We start from the raw sequence: 16,095 nt of genomic DNA, 5'->3' as shown, positions 1-16,095 counted from the left end.
TCTCCCCGTCCCCGTCCTCGTCCCCGCCCGCGCCTCAGACGTCGATCCGTGACATACGCCGGATGAGGACGAACCCCACCGCGTACAGGCCGAACGCGATCAGCACCGCCGCCTGGCCGACCGGCGAGCCCGTCATCCGGTCCAGGGCCCCGTCCTGCACCCCGTTCATCAGGAACAGCGACCCGACGCCCAGCACGGGGACCGCGTACGACGTCATGCTCACCTGCGAGAGCTGGGTGCGGACCTCGCGCCTGGTCTCCTTGCGCTCCTCCAGCGTCTCCGTGAGGTTGCGCAGGGCGCTGACCACCTGGCCGCCGGCCCGGTTGGAGAGGACCAGCGTGGTGACCAGGACGACCAGTTCGCGGGACGGGAGGCGTTCGGCGAGCTCGCCGAGGGCGTCGTCCATCGAGGCGCCGAGGGCCAACTGGTTGGAGACCTTGGCCAGTTCCTCGCCCGCCGGGGCCTCCAGCTCCTCCGACGCCATGCCGATGGCCGTGCGCAGGGCGAGGCCCGCGTGGGCGGCGTTGGCCAGGATGCGGGCCAGTTCGGGGAGCTGGTTGATGAAACGCTCGATGCGCTTCTGACGCTGCCAGTTCAGGAACTGGACCGCCGCTCCCACACCCAGCAGGCCGGCGATCGGGCCGAAGAAGGGGGCCAGGGCCGCCTGGCCGACCAGCCAGAGGCCGGCCACCGTCGCCAGCATGTAGACGAAGAACTCGCCGGGGGTGACGTCCAGGCCCGTGGCCACCAGGCGCAGTTCCAGCCGCTTGCCCAGCTTCGTACGGCGCAGTCGGCGGTCCAGGTCGACGAAGCGGCGTCGGCGGCCGCCCGCGCCGGTGATCTGGCCGGCGGAGGTGAGCCGGTCGACCAGGGCCTGGCGCTGGGCCCGGCCGGAGGCGTAGGCATGGATGCCCACGACGGCCAGCGCACAGGTCAGCAGGGCGATGCCGGTCGTGAGCGTGATGCGGGTCTGGAGATCCATGGGTTCTACCTGTTCTGCCTCTCCTGCCTGGTCCTGCGTGGTCCTGCGTGGTCCTGCCTGGTCCTACCTGGCTTCTCGGGTCGCGAGTTCGAGCGGTGACTGGGCGACGCCGAAGGCCTGGGGGATCGGCTGGCTCGCCATGTAGAGGCGGTCCGCGGTGCGGCGCGGGAGCGGGTGGTAGGCGAAGGCGCCGTGGACGCGGCCGTCCGGCGTCATGGGCTGGGCGTTGAAGCGGGCCACCGTCGCCACCCGGTACGGCTCGGCCCCGTGGCTGTCCAGGAGCGCGATCTCGGTGATCCTGCGGGCGCCGTCCGGGAAGCGGGTCAGCTGGATGATCACGTCCACCGCGCTGTTGATCTGGTCGTGCAGCGCCTCGAAGGGCACCGACACGTCGGACATGGACGCGAGGGTCTTCAGCCGCATCAGGGCGTCCTCCGTGCTGTTGGCGTGCACGGTGGCCAGCGAGCCGTCGTGGCCGGTCGACATGGCCTGGAGCATGTCCAGGGACTCGCCGCCACGGACCTCGCCGACGACGATGCGGTCGGGGCGCATCCGCAGGGAGTTGCGGACCAGGTCGCGGATGGTCACCTGGCCCTTGCCCTCGACGTTGGGCGGCCTCGACTCCAGGCGGATCACATGGGACTGCTGGAGCTGGAGTTCGGCCGAGTCCTCGATGGTGATGATGCGCTCGTGCTCGGGGATCAGCCCCGACAGCGCGTTGAGCAGCGTGGTCTTACCGGTGCCCGTCGCACCCGAGACGATGATGTTGAACTTCGCCTGCACCAGCCCGGCCAGCAGATACACCATGGGCTCGTCGAGCGAGCCGAGGCCGGTCATCTCGTGCAGGGTGAAGGAGCGGGGGAAGCGGCGGATCGTCAGGGTCGCGCCGGTGAGCGACAGGGGCGGGATGATGACGTTCACCCGCTCGCCGGACGGCAGCCGCGCGTCGACCATGGGGTTCGATTCGTCGACCCGGCGGTTCACGGTCGACACGATCCGCTCGATGGTCTGCATCAGCTGGTCGTGGGAGGGGAAGCGGAGCGGCAACTGCTCGACCCGGCCCGCGCGTTCGACGAAGATCGCGTCGGGGCCGTTCACCATGATCTCGGTGATCGAGGCGTCTTCGAGGAGCGGCTCCAGGATGCCGAGGCCCAGCGCCTCGTCGACGACCCTGCGAATCAGCTGCGAGCGCTCGACCGTCGACAGCACCGGGCCCTCGCGGCTGATGATGTGCCCGAGGACGCGCTCCAGGCGGGCCCGGCGCTCGGCCGCCGCCAGCGAGGTCATCTCCGCGAGGTCGATCTCCTCCAGGAGCTTGGCCCGGTACGAGGCGACCAGGTGGCCGTCCTCGCCCCGGCTGCCGGGCTCCTCGGGGGTGTTGATGCGTGACCTCAGGCTCATGTGGATCCTCGTTCAGTGGTCGAGCGGCATGGTCGCGGACTTCTGGGCGGGGTCGAAGTCCCAGCCGGGGACGATGGACGGGATCTGGACCACGGCGGTGACGGTGACCTCGTCGGCGCCCTCCGCGGGCTCGCAGCTGACGGACAGCCAGTCGCTGACCGCGTTCTGGCAGCCGTCCTGCGCGGTCCCCGGTTCCAGCGAGGCGGCGCGTGCCCCCGCCCGGGCCGCCGTGCCGGCCTGCTGGGCGGCGTAGGCGACGAGCCCGAGCTGTACGCCCGCCAGGGCCACGAGGACGAGGACCGGGATGAACCCGAGGTACTCGATGGCGACCTGGCCACGGTCACGGCCGCCCCAGGCTCTGCGGCCACGTGGGACTCCGCCGCCCCTGCCGGCCCCGTGGCCCCTGCCCGCTCCGCCACCCCTGTCGCCGCGGCGGGCTTTGACGTCGTACGACATCTCAGTCCTTCTCCTCCTGCACGGCCCCCGCGTGCCCGTCGACGGTGAACGGGAAGCCGATCGCGCCGGGGAAGAGCACGGGCACCTCCAGATGGACGTCCGCCGTGGCGTAGCCGCCGCCCGCACCGCACTCCACCGAGGCGCCGCCCTCCCACGCGCCCGGCAGGTGTCGCAGCGCGGCCTCCTCGCAGCCCGCCTGGCCCTCGGAGACCGCCCCGGCCCGCGCGGCCTCGTCCGCGGCGTTCCCGGCCAGCGAGAACGTGTAGCCGAGCAGCACGAACTGCCAGAGCAGCACCAGCGTCAGGATGATCAGCGGCGTCATGCCGAGGAACTCGATGGTCACCTGACCCCGGTCGTCCCCGCGCCGGCGCCCCCTCACCGCCCTATCTCCTTGCGCCGCCGGAACGTCAGCGCCGCCCGGTCCGCGCCCCGCGCCCGGCCGTTCCGGCGCTGCTGGGCGGCTGCCTCGGTGCCCTTGACCAGGCCGAGCTCCCCGGCGAGCGCCCAGAGGGCCTGTTTGACGGTCCCCTTGGCGTCCAGCTCGTGCACCCGGCCGGCGTCGACGGCGCCCTGGAGTTCCTTGAAGTTGGCCGGGACCGCGGTGGCCGCCACCGCGGTGCCGGTGATCCGCTGGATCAGGGCGGGCTGGATCTCCGTACCGCGCGAGTGGCGGTTGACGACGATCGTGGTCTCCTCCGCCTTGCGGATCTGCAGGCGGTCCCACATCCGTACGGTGCGCTTGGCGCCCCGGACGGCGACCACGTCCGGGGTGGTGACGAGGAGCGCGGTGTCGGCCATCTCCACGGCGGCCGCGCTCGCGCCGCTCAGCTGGGCGCCGCAGTCGATGACGACGACCTCGTAGCGGGAGCGCAGGGCGCTGACGATGTGGCGGGCGGCGCGGTCGGTGACCTCCTCGCCGCGTTCGCCGTCGCCGGGCGCGAGGAGCAGGGCGACCCCCGTGTCGTGCCGGAACACCGCGTCGGCCAGCACCCGCGGTGAGATGTCGCTGATGGCGGCCAGGTCGACGACCGAGCGGCGGAACTGGATGTCCAGGTAGGAGGCGATGTCGCCGGTCTGGAGGTCCATGTCGAGCAGGGCGGTGGCGCGGCCGGACGCCTGGGCGGCGAGGGCCAGCTGAATGGCCGTGAGCGTGGCGCCCACGCCGCCCTTCGCGCCGCTGACCGTGACCACCGTGCCGCCGACGCCGCTGAACACGTCGCCGCCGGCGCCCAGATGGCGGCGTACGCCCACCGACCACTGGGCCACGGCGTTGACGCGGCTGGCCAGCTCCTCGTAGTGCAGCGGCAGGGCGACCAGGCCCCGGGCGCCGTAGTCCATGGCGGCCTGGAAGAGGCCGGGACTCGCGTCGGAGGTCACCAGGATGACGCCGACCGCGGGAAAGCGCAGGGCGACCTCGCGGATGAGTTCCAGGGCCGGGACGGGGCCGATGCGCTCATGGACGACGACGACCTCGGGCAGTTCGTCGATGGACTCGGCGGCCAGGCGCGCGAGGGTGTCGACGAGCTGGGTGGAGTCGGTCACCGGGGCGACCGGCTCGGCGTCGGGGAGCTGGCTGAGCAGCGTCGTGAGGGACCGGACCGCGTCCGCGTCGCCGACCGCCGGGAGGATCCTCGTGGGCATGGGGGCCTCTCACTTGTCCTTGGCGAGTTCGTACGTGCGGTTCGTCGCGGGGATGTCGGAGTCGTCGCCGGGCGCCACCAGGGCGAGCCGGACCTCGTCGGCGAACGACTCGGCGTACGTGATGCGCTGGGCGTCGACCGGTTCGAGCGCGAAGGTGATCGGCACGGCGTCGGTGGGCTGCCGACCCCGGTCGTTCTCATCGGGCTTGAGGGAGGTCAGCTCGCCGACGTCGATGACCCGGGCGTTCTCCACGATGAGCCGGGCCTGGTCGGGTGCCTTGTCGCCGTCGCCCTCGAAGGTGGCGTAGACGTTGACCTTGGCGCCCGCGGTGATCTTGCCGGCCACGCCGGTCGCCGCGTCGATCATGATGGCGATCTCCTGCTCGCCCGACTGGAGCGCGGGCTGGTCGACGATCATGTCGCTCTGGAGCAGGGAGCCCTTCTGGAGGGTCGTGACGGCGATCTTCCCGCGGATCTCGCGCAGGTCGGTGATCGCGTTCTCCGAGAGCCACCGCTCGGGCATCGTGATCTTCTCGAACTGGCCCGCGCTGAGCTGCGTGTAGGGGGCGACGTCCGTCCTGACCCGGTAGGCGGTGGTCTCGGGGCCGACCTTGGACTTCACGTCGCTGATGACGGACAGGACGCCGGCGAAGGCGCCGAGAGCGCAGACGACGGACAGGAGCAGGAGTATCACGCCGCGGCGCTGACGGGAGTTCATAGCCGTGCAACCTCATTGGGGGAATCGGTCGGGAGCGGTCGGATGGGGCTCGGGTCCGGTCAGCCCGCGCGGGCCGGCTGCTCGTGGGTGGGCGGGACGGCTGAGCAGAAGACGCAGCGGTCACCGATGACGTCGATGCCGCACCAGTGACAGGTGTTCTGCCGTACGGAGGTGACGAGCTGGTAGAGCACCGACAGGTCGGGCAGGTACGCGCAGAACTCGATCAGCTTCGCCGTCCCCCACCAGGTGGTCGACTCGGTGGGCAGGACCACCTCTCTCAGCCCTTGTGCGTTCCAGGACTTGGCCAGCGTGGCGGTGACCCAGTCGGACTGCAGCTGTCCCTGGGCGACCAGCATCGACGTGCCGAACTCCGGGCCGGGCAGGGTGACTCCGGGTGCGATCCGGACCAGCTGCGGGGAGGGATGGGCGAGTACCCCGAACTGGCTGCCGGGCATCCAGGACTTGGCGTGGGATTTCAGGTCTACCGGGACGCGGTCGAGCTTGGCGACGGAGCCGAGGAGGGCGCCGGCGTGGAGGTAGTGGGTGAGCAGCCGGCCGGCCGAGGCGAGGACGCCGGGGCTGAGGTCGCAGGAGGCCAGCTGCCGCAGCTGACGGGCCAGGACGGCGAGGCCGAGCGGAGGCAGTTCGGGCCGGAACACGGCGATGCGGTCGCTCTCCAGCAGGGACCGTACGGTGTGCAGCCGCTGCTGGACGCCGCGGGGAACGGCCTGCGAGCAGACGACGACGACATGTCCGTGCTGCTCCAGCAGGGTCTGCATACCGGCCAGCGACCGCTCCAGCGGCTCCCGGTCGAGGTCCTGGAGCACGACGGCGGGCACGGTTCGCTCGTCCTGCGCCGGCAACGCCATGTCGGCGCTGGTCACGGCAATGGCAGTTGGCACGCGCAGCTCCCCGATGACTTCATTGCGTGACTACCTCAGCACTGTATCCACGGCTCTGTGGCCGGAGAACAGCTTCTCTCCAGCTGATAAGCAACACCTCCGGTACAACTACCGCCAAAACGGGGCAGGTTGCGCACACGAATTCTCCACTACCGGAATCCCTTGACAGGCGAATTGGTCTGGACCAAGTTGTTGGACATGCCTCTTGTCATGTCCATACGCAGCAGATCCCGGGCGGGCGCGGTCATCGCGGCCCTGGCCCTCGCCCTCCTCCCCATGGGCCAGGCCTCCGCCGCGGACGTCAACAACGCCAAGAACGCCGGCTTCGAGGCCGGTCTGAGCAACTGGACCTGTTCCGCGAACAGCGGCACCACCGTCTCCTCCCCGGTGCACGGCGGCGCGACCGCGCTCAGGGCCACCCCGGCCGGGCAGGACAACGCCCGGTGCACCCAGTCCGTGGCGGTCAAGCCCAACTCGACGTACACGCTGAGCGCCTGGGTCCAGGGCGGCTACACCTACCTGGGCGTGACCGGCACCGGCACCACGGACGTGTCCACGTGGACGCCCGACTCCTCGTCCTGGAAGCAGCTGTCGACCACCTTCACCACCGGCGCCTCGACGACCTCGGTGTCGGTCTACACGCACGGCTGGTACGGGCAGGCGGCCTACTACGCGGACGACCTGTCGGTGTACGGCCCCGACGGCGGCGGTGGCACCGACCCCTCCCCCACCGTCCCCGGCGCCCCGAGCGGCCTCACGGTGTCGGGCACCAGCTCGTCCTCGGTCTCCCTGGCCTGGAACACCGTCTCCGGCGCGACCGGCTACAACGTCTACCGGGGCGGCACCAAGGTGACCGCGGTGTCCGGCACCTCCGCGACCGTGACCGGGCTGGCGGCCGCCACGTCGTACGCCTTCCAGGTCACGGCGACCAACGCGGCCGGTGAGTCCCCGAAGTCGGCGACGGTGACGGGGACGACCACGGCGGGCCCGGTGGGGCCGGCGCTGCCCAAGCACGCGGTGACCGGGTACTGGCAGAACTTCAACAACGGGGCCGCGGTCCAGAGGCTCGCCGACGTCCAGGCCCAGTACGACATCATCGCGGTCGCCTTCGCGGACGCGACCTCGACGCCGGGCGCGGTCACCTTCAACCTGGACTCGGCCGGGCTCGGGGGCTACACCGTCGACCAGTTCAAGGCGGACGTCAGGGCGAAGCAGGCCGCCGGCAAGAAGGTCATCGTCTCCGTCGGCGGTGAGCGCGGGACCGTGGCGGTGAACGACGCGGCGTCCGCGGCGAACTTCGCGAACTCGGTGTACGCGCTGATGCAGGAGTACGGCTTCGACGGCGTCGACATCGACCTGGAGAACGGTCTCAACGCCACCTACATGACGCAGGCCCTGCGCTCCCTGTCGTCCAAGGCGGGCTCGTCGCTGGTCATCACGATGGCGCCGCAGACCATCGACATGCAGTCGACGTCGAACTCCTACTTCCAGACCGCGCTGAACATCAAGGACATTCTCACGGTCGTCAACATGCAGTACTACAACAGCGGTTCGATGCTCGGCTGCGACGGCAAGGTCTACAGCCAGGGCTCGGTGGACTTCCTGACCGCCCTGGCCTGCATCCAGCTGGAGGGCGGCCTGGCCCCGTCCCAGGTCGGCCTGGGCCTGCCCGCCTCGACCCGCGGCGCGGGCAGCGGCTACGTCGCGCCGTCGGTCGTGAACAGCGCCCTGGACTGCCTCACCAAGGGCACCGGCTGCGGTTCCTTCAAGCCCTCGCGCACCTATCCCGACCTGCGGGGCGCGATGACCTGGTCCACGAACTGGGACGCGACCGCGGGCAACGCGTGGTCGAACGCGGTGGGGCCGCACGTGCACGCGCTGCCGTAGGGAACGCCGGCCTCGTCCCGGCGGTAGGTCGACGGCCTCACCCCATCGGCCGGTAGTGGCCGAGCACCCAGGCCAGCTGCGCGAACCACTCCTGCAGCCGCGCCCGGGGCTTGGCCTCCACGACGCCCTCGTAGAACCGGCCGTCCAGGTGGACCACGGCCACCATCAGGGCCCTGCCGTCGGGGCTGGCCTTGTAGTGGACACTGCGGATCTCCGACCACGGAAACTCGACCGTGAGGTCGTACATCTCGAAGACCACGCCGGATCCGTCGACGACGACGGCATTGCGCTTGTCCACGGCCAGGAACTCCGGGCCGGGCGGGACCGGCTGCGGCGGCACCGGCTGCGGCGGGAGCGGGCCGTACGCCGGTGGCGCGGGGGCGTACGGGGGCTGCGCGGGGGCGTACTGCGGTGGGGGCGGGCCGAAGCCCGGGCCGGGAGGGGGTGGCTGCTGGGTCATCCGTCGGGTCCTGGGTCCTTGTTCCTGGTGCTCGCGGCGAACTGCTCGGTGCTGTGGTGAAACATTCTCCCTGCCTCACCGCATCAGTGAAGTGAGGACCTCATCGACAGCCGGCCGGCACAGCAGCAGGGGGAACGCATGAGACAGGCCCGCGCGGACGAGTACGCGCAGTTCGCGGTGGCCAGGGCCGGGCACCTGTATCGCTCGGCGTGTCTGCTGACCGCCGGGGACACCCATCTCGCCGAGGACCTCGTTCAGGAGACCCTCGGCCGGATCTACGTCCGTTGGAGCCGGGTGTCCCGGGTGGGGAACCCCGCCGGGTACGCGCAGACGGTCCTCACCCGTGCCTTCCTCGCCCATCAGCGGCGGCGCAGCAGCACCGAGCGGGCCACGGACGCGCTGCCGGACCGGGCGGCCGAGGGCGGTGACCTGTCGCTGCGGCTGACCCTGCTCCAGGCGCTGGCCCGGCTGCCGGCCAAGGACCGCGCCGTGGTCGTCCTGCGGTACTGGGAGGACCGCTCCGTCGAGGAGACCGCCGACGCGATGAACGCCAGCTCGGCGGCGGTACGGACCCGGTGTACGCGTGCCCTCGCGCGGCTGCGCGAGCTGCTCGGTGAGGACCTCGGCGAGTACGCGACGCGCTGACTCGCGTTCCTGACACCTTGAGTTTCGGAAGACGGTGGTTTTGCCATGTCCGTTGAACACGACGAGGACCGTTTTGAAGGGCGGCTCAGCCACGCCCTGCATGACGTCGGCGGCGGCTTCGAAGCCGACCGGCCCGCGCTGGTCGCCGCCGGCCGGGCACGCGGGCGGCGACTGCGGCTCAGGCGGCGGGCCGCCGTGGTGGGCGGGGCGGCCGGTATCGCGCTCGTGGGGGTGGGCGGCGCGCTGCTCGTGCCCTCGGGCGGCCCGCCCGCCCCGCCGCCGTCCGGTTCCAGCGTGGCCGGGCAACCGTCCGCCACGCCGTCCGCCGTTCCCCTGACCGGCCGCGAACTCATCGCGACACTCCAGGATCTGCTCCCCGAGGGCAAGGTCAGCGAGCAGCAGGCACGGGGCACCGAGAAGCCGATGCTGTCGCCGTACGTCCACCTCGTGTACGACGACGGCGAGGGGCCCGGAGCCATCGGTGTCAGCCTGGACCGGGTCGAGCCGGGCAGCGACCAGGCTCGGCAGACGATCGATTGCCCGGACGAGGCGCTGGTCCCGCACGACAGTTGTGTCTCCACCAGACTGGCCGACGGCTCGCTGCTCAAGCTGTTCCAGGGGTACGAGTATCCCGATCGTCGTGTCGACACCAAGCTGTGGTCGGCCGACCTGGTCACGCCGGCCGGGCAGCATGTCTCCGTCAGCGAGTGGAACGCCGCGGCCGAGAAGGAGGCGCCGATCAGCAGGAGCGAACCGCCTCTGTCCACTGCTCAGTTGAAGGAGCTGGTGACGGCGCAGGTGTGGCGCAAGTACGTCGAGTTCATTCCCGAGGACCCGAAGAAGCCGAAGCCGTCGGCCACGCCGAGCACCGCCGTCGAACCGGGCGTGGACTCGGTCCTGGCCACACTCGTCCCACTGCTCCCCAAGGGCGCCGAGGTCGTCGAGAAGGGCCACGACTACACCTACGTCGTCCTCGACGACGGCAAGGGCCGCAGCTACCTCCAGATCGACGTCCAACACGGCATGGGCGACGTGGCGGACGAGCTCTTCGGGGACGACTCCGAGACCCTGCCGGACGGGACGAGGGTCGACTTCCGGGAGAGCGGCGGTGACAAGGGCGTGGCGGGTGCCGTGATGTGGACCGTCGACACCCTGCGCACCGACGGCTTCCGGGTCGTCGTCAGCGCCCTGAACGCCGCCACCCAGCACGACGCCCCGACCCGCGCGACACCCGCCGTCACCGAGGAGCAGCTCCGGAAGATCGCCCTCAGCCCGGCGTGGGACCAGTACCGCTAGGGGGTGTTTCGAAAGTCCCGTGCGGTGCCCGCGCCCGCCGCGGCAGCGGCTGGTGTCGCAGCCGGTGCGTGCCCTCGGCGCGCCGGACGAAGGCCCTCGTACTGGACGTACTCGGGCCTTTGGCCGGTGCGGCGAGGGTGCGTGCCGGGCGCCGCGGGTGCTGTGCGGGACTTTCGAAACACCCCCTAGAAGCGGCTGCTAGAAGAACTCCGCCCACGGCTGGTCCCAGATCTGCTTCACGCACAGCACCAGGAAGAGCAGGCCGGCGATCGCCAGCATCACGTTGCTCAGCGGCCCGCTGCGCCACTCCCTGGGCGTACGGGCGGAGTTGAGGAGCCAGATCAGGGTGCCGGCGAGGAACGGGAGGAAGGCCGCGCCCAGGACGCCGTAGATGATGATCAGGCGGAAGGGCTCGCCCTGGAAGAGCAGGACGATGGGCGGGAAGGTCAGCCAGAGCAGGTAGGCGCGGAACGGCCAGGAGCGCTCCCGCTCCCCCGAGGCGACCTCCTCGCCCTTCAGCTCCGCGCGGGTGCGGTAGCGGGCCACGAAGTCCGCGAACATCAGGCTCACGCCGTGCCAGACGCCGATGAGGGAGGTGAAGGAGGTGGCGAAGAAGCCGATCAGGAAGAACTTCGCGGTCGCCGAGCCGTATTCGTCCTCCAGGATGTCGCCGAGCTGGATCAGGCCCTTGTCGCCGCCGGCGATGGCGATGTTCGCGGAGTGCAGCAGTTCGGCGCCGACGAAGAGCATCGCGATGACGAAGATGCCAGTGGTGGCGTAGGCGACGCGGTTGTCGAGCCGCATGACCTTCATCCAGCCGGTGTTGGTCCAGCCCTTGGCGTTGACCCAGTAGCCGTACGCGGCGAGCGTGATGGTGCCGCCGACGCCGCCGATCAGGCCGAGGGTGTTGAGGATGGAGTCCTTCTCGTCGGGCAGGACGGGCAGCAGACCGGCGAAGGCGTCCCCGAGGTTGGGCGTGACGCGGATCGCCAGGTACACCGTCACCACGAACATGACGCCGACCAGTACCGTCATGACCTTCTCGAAGACGGCGTACTTGTTGAACCAGACGAAGACCAGGCCGACCAGCCCGCAGGCGATGGCCCACCATTCGAGGTCCATCACGTTCGGGAACAGGGCCTGGAGCGGGAGCGCGCTCGACGACATGGCGGCCGCGCCGTAGACGAAGCCCCAGATCACGACGTAGGCCGCGAAGAAGTACGTGGTCCAGCGGCCCAGGCTGGCCCAGCCGTCGAAGAGGGTGCGGCCGGTGGACAGATGCCAGCGGCCCGCCGCCTCGGCGAGGGAGATCTTCACCAGGCAGCCGATGATCGCGGCCCAGAGCAGGGTGTAGCCGAAGTTGCTGCCCGCGATGAGGGTGGCGACCAGGTCACCGGCCCCGACGCCGGTCGCGGCGACGACGATGCCGGGGCCGATGTACCGCCAACTGGACTTGCGGGGGCGGGAGTCCGCCTCGCCGACCGGTGTTGCCGCTGTGTTTCCCGTGGTGTCCGCCATGCAGATCAAGAAACCGTAAGGAACCCGAGCCGACAAGGGGGCGCGGACAACCCCCGCCTAGCCGCAGCCCGACGACGCCCCCAGGCGGCAGGACGAGCCGCCCTCCGCCGAAGCCGCGCAGCGGCACGTGCCGAGCTCGAACCACACGGTCTTGCCCGGCCCGTCCTGGTGGCAGCCCCAACGCTGGGAGAGCGCCTCGACCAGGAACATCCCTCGGCCGCTCTCCGAGGCGCCCGCGTCCAGCACCCTCGGGACCCGGTTGCCGTGGTCCCGGACCTCGCAGCGCAGGATCCCGTGCGCGGCGGACAGGGTGAGCCGGAAGCGGCTCGCCGAGTGCACGAGCGCGTTGGTGGCCAGCTCGCTCACCAGCAGCTCGGCCGCGTCCGCGAGGCCGTCCAGGTCCGCGAGCCCCCAGCCCTCCAGCTGCCGGCGGACCTCCGCGCGTGCCTCGCGGACCGCGGAGGGGCGGGGGTCGTACTCGACGCTCAGATGGCCGGCTCCCATGGGCGGTTGGGGATACGAGCCGTACTGGGGTCCGGGATCCGGGAAGCGCGCCCCGTAGAGGTGCAGCATGGGTCCACAGTGGCGGGCGCGGGGGTGCGGGCGCACGGGGAGGAATACCCGATTCCCTACCTGTACGCGGCGCTCCCTACCCGTACTGGAGCCGTACGCTCGTCCCCTCCCGCTCGTCCCGGACGTCGACGTACGCGCACACCTGCCGGGCGAACCACAGCCCCTGCCCGGGCTCCGGTTCCGTGCTCGGGGGCGGTACGAAGCCGGCCAGCGGGTCGTCGACGCGGCGCGGGGCGCGCAGTTCGCACACGCACGCCGGGGCCTCGCCCCACAGCTGGGCCCCGTCGACCGGTCCGACGGCGGCTGCCGCCTCGGTGACGGCCGTGGCGAACAGCTCCGCGTCCGCGGCGGACAGCCCCTGGACGGCCGCCCAGGTGCGTACGGCGTCGGCGGCTGGCGCCGGGCCGGGAAGCCGCTCGGCGTCGGCGGGGGACGGCGGCAGCGGTACGGCGTCGAGTTCGGCGGCGAGCCGGACCGGGTCCTCGTAGACGTCGGTGTCGGGGTGGGCCCTGCGGGCGGCGGCCACGACGGCGGGGCCCGCGACGCGGGAGTCGTAGGCGCACAGGGCGGTCGTCGCGAGCGGGGCGAAGAGCAGGTTGGCGAGGGCCTCGTACCGGATCCACTCGGCGGCCTCCCGGGGTGAGCGCCCCGCCCGGCCGCCCCAGATCGGCTCCATGAGCAGATGGATCCGCCCGCCGGGCCCGGCGTTCGCCGCGAGGTAACCGGCCCCCTGGGCCACCGCGTTGGCCGCCGACCCGGTGTACCACTCGCCGTGCGGCACCAGCCCGACCCCCTTGGCCTCACGGCCGAGCGCGTCCCGCAGCAGGTCCAGGTTCGCGGGCGCGGCGATGACGACGGGCGGCGGTTCACCGGGCGCGGCGAGGGCCTCGCCGACGAAGGGAAGGGCGGCGGCGAGGAACTCCTCGTCGGTGGCGAAGACGGCGATGCGGTGGTCGAAGGAGGTGGGGGGCGGGGCGGGGTGGTCGGTCATGGGGGTGGGGCTCCTTGGGGTGGGTGGGCGCGAGGCGGCCCGGTGGGGGCAGGTCAGTGCTGGGCCGTGACCCAGGCGGCGATCTGGCTGCGGTTGCTGAAGCCGAGCTTGCCGAGGATGCGTTCGACGTGGCCCTCGGCGGTGCGGCGGGCGATGATCAGGCGGTCGGCGATCTGCTGGTTGGCGAGGCCCTGGGCGACGAGTTCGGCGACCTCGGTCTCGCGGCGGGTGAGGTGGACGCCGGTGGTGGCGTGGGCGGGTCCGGGCCGGGTGGCGTTCGCTTCGCGGGGGACGGTGCCGTGGACGGCGTAGTCGACGGTTTCCGCGAGGTCGGCGCCGAGGCCGCGGCCGCGTTCGTAGGCGCGTCGGAAGCCGGGTGGGCCCAGTGCCGCGCGGGACCGGGTCTCGCTGTCGCTGCGGGTGGCCTTGAGGGTCGCCGATCCCCAGCGGTCGCGGTCGATGCCGGTCCAGGTGTGGTCGGCAGCGCCGAGCAGCACGGCAGCGCGCTCGTGGGCGCCCGTCTCCGTGGCGACGCGGGCCAGCAGGTCGAGGGTGAGGGCGATGCCGGTGACGTCGTGGACGGCGAGTTTGAGGCGCAGGGCGTGCCGGGCGTGGTGTTCGGCGCGCTGCCAGTCGCGCTGCACGGTGTGGGCGAGGGCCAGCATCCGCAGGACGTAGGAGTGCACCCACTCCTCGCCGTGTCGTTCGCACATCCGGCGGGCCCGTTCGCAGACCTCGACGGCCCGGTCGGCCTCGCCCAGGAAGCCCAGGGCGCAGGCGAGTTCGACCTGGTCCAGGCCGTACAGGCTGAGGTGCTGACCGGGGACGGGGCCGCGGCCGACGCTGGTCTCGAAGTGCTTCAGCGCGGTCGGCAGGTCGTCCATGAACAGGGTGATGACGCCGATGACGTACTCGGCGTGCGCCGCCTCCGCCTCGTCGTCCAGGTCCTGGGCGAGCGCGTGGGCGTCCCGGGCGAGGGCGAGGCCCGCGGTGAGGTCCTGGGTGGCGGCGGCGAGGAGCCCCGCGATCCACAGGCCGCGGGCCCGCTCCCGGGTCGGCTCGGGGTTGGCGGCGAGCGCGCGGTCGAGCCAGTGCTGGCCCTCGCGTGGGGCGCCGCAGGCGTGCCAGTAGAACCACAGGGTGCCGGCCAGGCGCAGGCCTTGGAGGCGTTCGTCCGGGGCGGTGAGGCTGAAGTCGAGGGCGGCCCGGAGGTTGTCCTGGTCGGCCCGGAGCCGGGCGACGATCTCCCGCTGCCCGGGCCCGAACCAGGCCCGCTCGCAGGCGGTGGCCCGGCGCAGCATCCAGTCCCGCTGCCGGCGGCGGGCCGCGGGCTCCTCGCCGGGCAGTCGGCGCAGCCGGTCCAGGCCGTAGTGGCGGAGGGTGTCGAGAAGGCGGTAGCGGGCGCCGTCGGGGCCGTCCTCTCGGGAGAGTACGGATTTGTCGACGAGGCCGGTGACGGCGTCGAGGACGTCTTCGGGGTGAATGCGGTGGGGGGTGACCGCGAGGTGTCTCTCGCCCCCGCCGCCCCTACCCGTCCCATCCCTGAAGGGGCTCCGCCCCTTCGACCCCGCCAGGGGGCTGCCGCCCCCTGGACCCCCGCTTTCGGCCCGAAGGGCCTCGTCCTCGGGCGCCGGACTGGCTTGAATACCCGCGCACACCGCTTCCGCCGTCTCCAGGTCGAAGCTTCCCGCCAGCACCGACAGCCGCGCCCACACCAACTGCTCGCGCTCGGTGCACAGTTCACGGCTCCAGTCGACCGCCGCTCGCAGGGTCTGGTGGCGGGGCAGGGCGGCGGGGCTGCCGCCGGTGAGGAGGCGGTAGCGGTCGTCCAGGCGGTCGAGGAGCTGGTCCACGTCGAGCACGCGCATGCGGACCGCGGCGAGTTCGATGGCGAGCGGGAGCCCGTCGAGGCGGCGGCAGAGCCGGGCGACGGCCCCGCGGTTGGCGGCGGTCAGCCGAAAGCCGGGGACCACGGCGGCGGCCCGGTCGGCGAAGAGCGCCAGGGCCGGGTAGCCCTCGGGGCTGGTGAGGTCGCCGTCCGGGTCGGGGACCGGCAGGGGACGTACGTCGAGGAGGTGTTCCTCGGTGAGACCCAGGCGGTGGCGGCTGGTGGCGAGGATCCGTACGCCGGTCGTGCCGTGCAGCAGCGCCGCGGCGAGTTCGGCGCAGGCCGGCAGCAGGTGTTCGCAGTTGTCGATCAGCAACAGCAGTCTGCACTCCCGCAGCCGTTCCACCAGCGCGTTGAGCGGTGGCCGTGCGGAGTGGTCGTGCAGGTCGAGCGCGTCGGCGGCGGCGAGCGGGACGAGTGCCGGGTCGTCCAGGCCGGAGAGGTGCACGAAGCGCACGCCGTCGGGGAAGGTGCGCCGTACCGCGGCCGCGATGCGCGCGGCGAGGCGGGTCTTTCCGACGCCGCCCGGGCCGGTCAGGGTGACCAGTCGGGTCCTGGCCAACAGTTCGCGTCCGGTGGCGAGTTCGCCGCGCCGGTCGACGAAGCTGGTCGTCTCGACCGGCAGTCGATGATCCCGTCGTGGCGCTGATCCGCCCATGATCAGCCGTTCCTCTGAGGGGTGTCGTCGGGGAGTCGGAGGGTGCGCCGGTCCCCACCTGTGCCGCCGCTCCCACCGCT

The 16,095-nt window shown here is 71.9% G+C and carries 15 protein-coding genes; 3 read left to right on the top strand and 12 right to left on the bottom strand.

All coding sequences use genetic code 11. From position 1 onward, the window contains the following. Window positions 1-34: 34 nt before the first annotated feature. The 7 genes from ACFZBP_RS27345 to ACFZBP_RS27315 form a co-directional block, all read right to left on the bottom strand. The gene (locus ACFZBP_RS27345) at window positions 35-982 is read right to left on the bottom strand and encodes a type II secretion system F family protein (protein WP_391416845.1); all 948 of its coding nucleotides are present in this window, start codon (window positions 980-982) and stop codon (window positions 35-37) included. A 63-nt stretch (window positions 983-1,045) separates the two neighbouring features. After that, window positions 1,046-2,383 carry an ATPase, T2SS/T4P/T4SS family gene (locus tag ACFZBP_RS27340; protein WP_391416843.1) on the bottom strand — a complete coding sequence of 446 codons (1,338 nt, stop codon included), beginning with the start codon at window positions 2,381-2,383 and terminating at the stop codon, window positions 1,046-1,048. Between the two features lie 12 nt (window positions 2,384-2,395). Next, window positions 2,396-2,839: a TadE/TadG family type IV pilus assembly protein gene (locus ACFZBP_RS27335; RefSeq protein ID WP_383460468.1), complete on the bottom strand. Its 444-nt coding sequence runs from the start codon at window positions 2,837-2,839 to the stop codon at window positions 2,396-2,398. 1 nt (window position 2,840) lies between these two features. After that, window positions 2,841-3,161, bottom strand: a complete 321-nt coding sequence (locus ACFZBP_RS27330) for a pilus assembly protein (protein ID WP_383460536.1) — start codon at window positions 3,159-3,161, stop codon at window positions 2,841-2,843. 53 nt (window positions 3,162-3,214) lie between these two features. After that, a complete protein-coding gene (locus tag ACFZBP_RS27325) occupies window positions 3,215-4,480 on the bottom strand; it encodes a CpaE family protein (RefSeq protein WP_383460465.1) in 1,266 nt (421 codons plus the stop codon). Window positions 4,481-4,489: 9 nt separating this feature from the next. Then, window positions 4,490-5,197, bottom strand: a complete 708-nt coding sequence (cpaB, locus tag ACFZBP_RS27320; protein ID WP_383460462.1) for a Flp pilus assembly protein CpaB — start codon at window positions 5,195-5,197, stop codon at window positions 4,490-4,492. 59 nt (window positions 5,198-5,256) lie between these two features. Further along, the gene (locus tag ACFZBP_RS27315; RefSeq protein ID WP_391416923.1) at window positions 5,257-6,066 is read right to left on the bottom strand and encodes a hypothetical protein; all 810 of its coding nucleotides are present in this window, start codon (window positions 6,064-6,066) and stop codon (window positions 5,257-5,259) included. A gap of 243 nt (window positions 6,067-6,309) precedes the next feature. Here ACFZBP_RS27315 and ACFZBP_RS27310 point away from each other — a divergent pair, with 243 nt between their 5' ends. Beyond that, a complete protein-coding gene (locus ACFZBP_RS27310) occupies window positions 6,310-7,986 on the top strand; it encodes a glycosyl hydrolase family 18 protein (protein WP_391416839.1) in 1,677 nt (558 codons plus the stop codon). A gap of 37 nt (window positions 7,987-8,023) precedes the next feature. Here ACFZBP_RS27310 and ACFZBP_RS27305 read toward each other — a convergent pair whose 3' ends face one another. Then, window positions 8,024-8,446: a hypothetical protein gene (locus tag ACFZBP_RS27305; protein ID WP_383460456.1), complete on the bottom strand. Its 423-nt coding sequence runs from the start codon at window positions 8,444-8,446 to the stop codon at window positions 8,024-8,026. A 138-nt stretch (window positions 8,447-8,584) separates the two neighbouring features. Here ACFZBP_RS27305 and ACFZBP_RS27300 point away from each other — a divergent pair, with 138 nt between their 5' ends. Continuing rightward, complete coding sequence (locus tag ACFZBP_RS27300; protein ID WP_383460452.1) at window positions 8,585-9,091, top strand: SigE family RNA polymerase sigma factor; 507 nt, start codon at window positions 8,585-8,587, stop codon at window positions 9,089-9,091. 45 nt (window positions 9,092-9,136) lie between these two features. After that, window positions 9,137-10,387 carry a hypothetical protein gene (locus tag ACFZBP_RS27295; RefSeq protein ID WP_391416836.1) on the top strand — a complete coding sequence of 417 codons (1,251 nt, stop codon included), beginning with the start codon at window positions 9,137-9,139 and terminating at the stop codon, window positions 10,385-10,387. A gap of 198 nt (window positions 10,388-10,585) precedes the next feature. Here ACFZBP_RS27295 and ACFZBP_RS27290 read toward each other — a convergent pair whose 3' ends face one another. The 4 genes from ACFZBP_RS27290 to ACFZBP_RS27275 all read right to left on the bottom strand — a co-directional run bounded on the left by ACFZBP_RS27290 (window position 10,586) and on the right by ACFZBP_RS27275 (window position 16,015). Beyond that, window positions 10,586-11,905, bottom strand: coding sequence for an Nramp family divalent metal transporter (locus tag ACFZBP_RS27290; protein ID WP_383460445.1), 1,320 nt, complete (start codon window positions 11,903-11,905; stop codon window positions 10,586-10,588). A gap of 57 nt (window positions 11,906-11,962) precedes the next feature. Beyond that, window positions 11,963-12,409 (bottom strand): ATP-binding protein, encoded by a 447-nt coding sequence (locus tag ACFZBP_RS27285; RefSeq protein ID WP_391416921.1) that lies wholly within the window; start codon window positions 12,407-12,409, stop codon window positions 11,963-11,965. Between the two features lie 145 nt (window positions 12,410-12,554). Then, window positions 12,555-13,469, bottom strand: coding sequence for an anti-sigma factor RsbA family regulatory protein (locus ACFZBP_RS27280; RefSeq protein WP_391416834.1), 915 nt, complete (start codon window positions 13,467-13,469; stop codon window positions 12,555-12,557). 53 nt (window positions 13,470-13,522) lie between these two features. After that, the gene (locus ACFZBP_RS27275) at window positions 13,523-16,015 is read right to left on the bottom strand and encodes a LuxR C-terminal-related transcriptional regulator (RefSeq protein ID WP_391416831.1); all 2,493 of its coding nucleotides are present in this window, start codon (window positions 16,013-16,015) and stop codon (window positions 13,523-13,525) included. Window positions 16,016-16,095: the final 80 nt, after the last annotated feature.

Origin of the sequence: Streptomyces sp. NPDC008086 (assembly GCF_042957325.1) — a bacterium.
In the GTDB taxonomy this organism is placed as follows: Bacteria; Actinomycetota; Actinomycetes; order Streptomycetales; family Streptomycetaceae; genus Streptomyces.
This window is presented reverse-complemented; position numbering and strand designations above follow the sequence as displayed.

What these genes read in the sequence shown, in the direction of transcription:
- ACFZBP_RS27345 (WP_391416845.1), bottom strand. Translation starts at nt 982, where the DNA reads ATGGATCTCCAGACCCGCATCACGCTCACGACCGGCATCGCCCTGCTG.
- ACFZBP_RS27340 (WP_391416843.1), bottom strand. Translation starts at nt 2,383, where the DNA reads ATGAGCCTGAGGTCACGCATCAACACCCCCGAGGAGCCCGGCAGCCGG.
- ACFZBP_RS27335 (WP_383460468.1), bottom strand. Translation starts at nt 2,839, where the DNA reads ATGTCGTACGACGTCAAAGCCCGCCGCGGCGACAGGGGTGGCGGAGCG.
- ACFZBP_RS27330 (WP_383460536.1), bottom strand. Translation starts at nt 3,161, where the DNA reads ATGACGCCGCTGATCATCCTGACGCTGGTGCTGCTCTGGCAGTTCGTG.
- ACFZBP_RS27325 (WP_383460465.1), bottom strand. Translation starts at nt 4,480, where the DNA reads ATGCCCACGAGGATCCTCCCGGCGGTCGGCGACGCGGACGCGGTCCGG.
- cpaB (WP_383460462.1), bottom strand. Translation starts at nt 5,197, where the DNA reads ATGAACTCCCGTCAGCGCCGCGGCGTGATACTCCTGCTCCTGTCCGTC.
- ACFZBP_RS27315 (WP_391416923.1), bottom strand. Translation starts at nt 6,066, where the DNA reads ATGGCGTTGCCGGCGCAGGACGAGCGAACCGTGCCCGCCGTCGTGCTC.
- ACFZBP_RS27310 (WP_391416839.1), top strand. Translation starts at nt 6,310, where the DNA reads ATGTCCATACGCAGCAGATCCCGGGCGGGCGCGGTCATCGCGGCCCTG.
- ACFZBP_RS27305 (WP_383460456.1), bottom strand. Translation starts at nt 8,446, where the DNA reads ATGACCCAGCAGCCACCCCCTCCCGGCCCGGGCTTCGGCCCGCCCCCA.
- ACFZBP_RS27300 (WP_383460452.1), top strand. Translation starts at nt 8,585, where the DNA reads ATGAGACAGGCCCGCGCGGACGAGTACGCGCAGTTCGCGGTGGCCAGG.
- ACFZBP_RS27295 (WP_391416836.1), top strand. Translation starts at nt 9,137, where the DNA reads ATGTCCGTTGAACACGACGAGGACCGTTTTGAAGGGCGGCTCAGCCAC.
- ACFZBP_RS27290 (WP_383460445.1), bottom strand. Translation starts at nt 11,905, where the DNA reads ATGGCGGACACCACGGGAAACACAGCGGCAACACCGGTCGGCGAGGCG.
- ACFZBP_RS27285 (WP_391416921.1), bottom strand. Translation starts at nt 12,409, where the DNA reads ATGGGAGCCGGCCATCTGAGCGTCGAGTACGACCCCCGCCCCTCCGCG.
- ACFZBP_RS27280 (WP_391416834.1), bottom strand. Translation starts at nt 13,469, where the DNA reads ATGACCGACCACCCCGCCCCGCCCCCCACCTCCTTCGACCACCGCATC.
- ACFZBP_RS27275 (WP_391416831.1), bottom strand. Translation starts at nt 16,015, where the DNA reads ATGGGCGGATCAGCGCCACGACGGGATCATCGACTGCCGGTCGAGACG.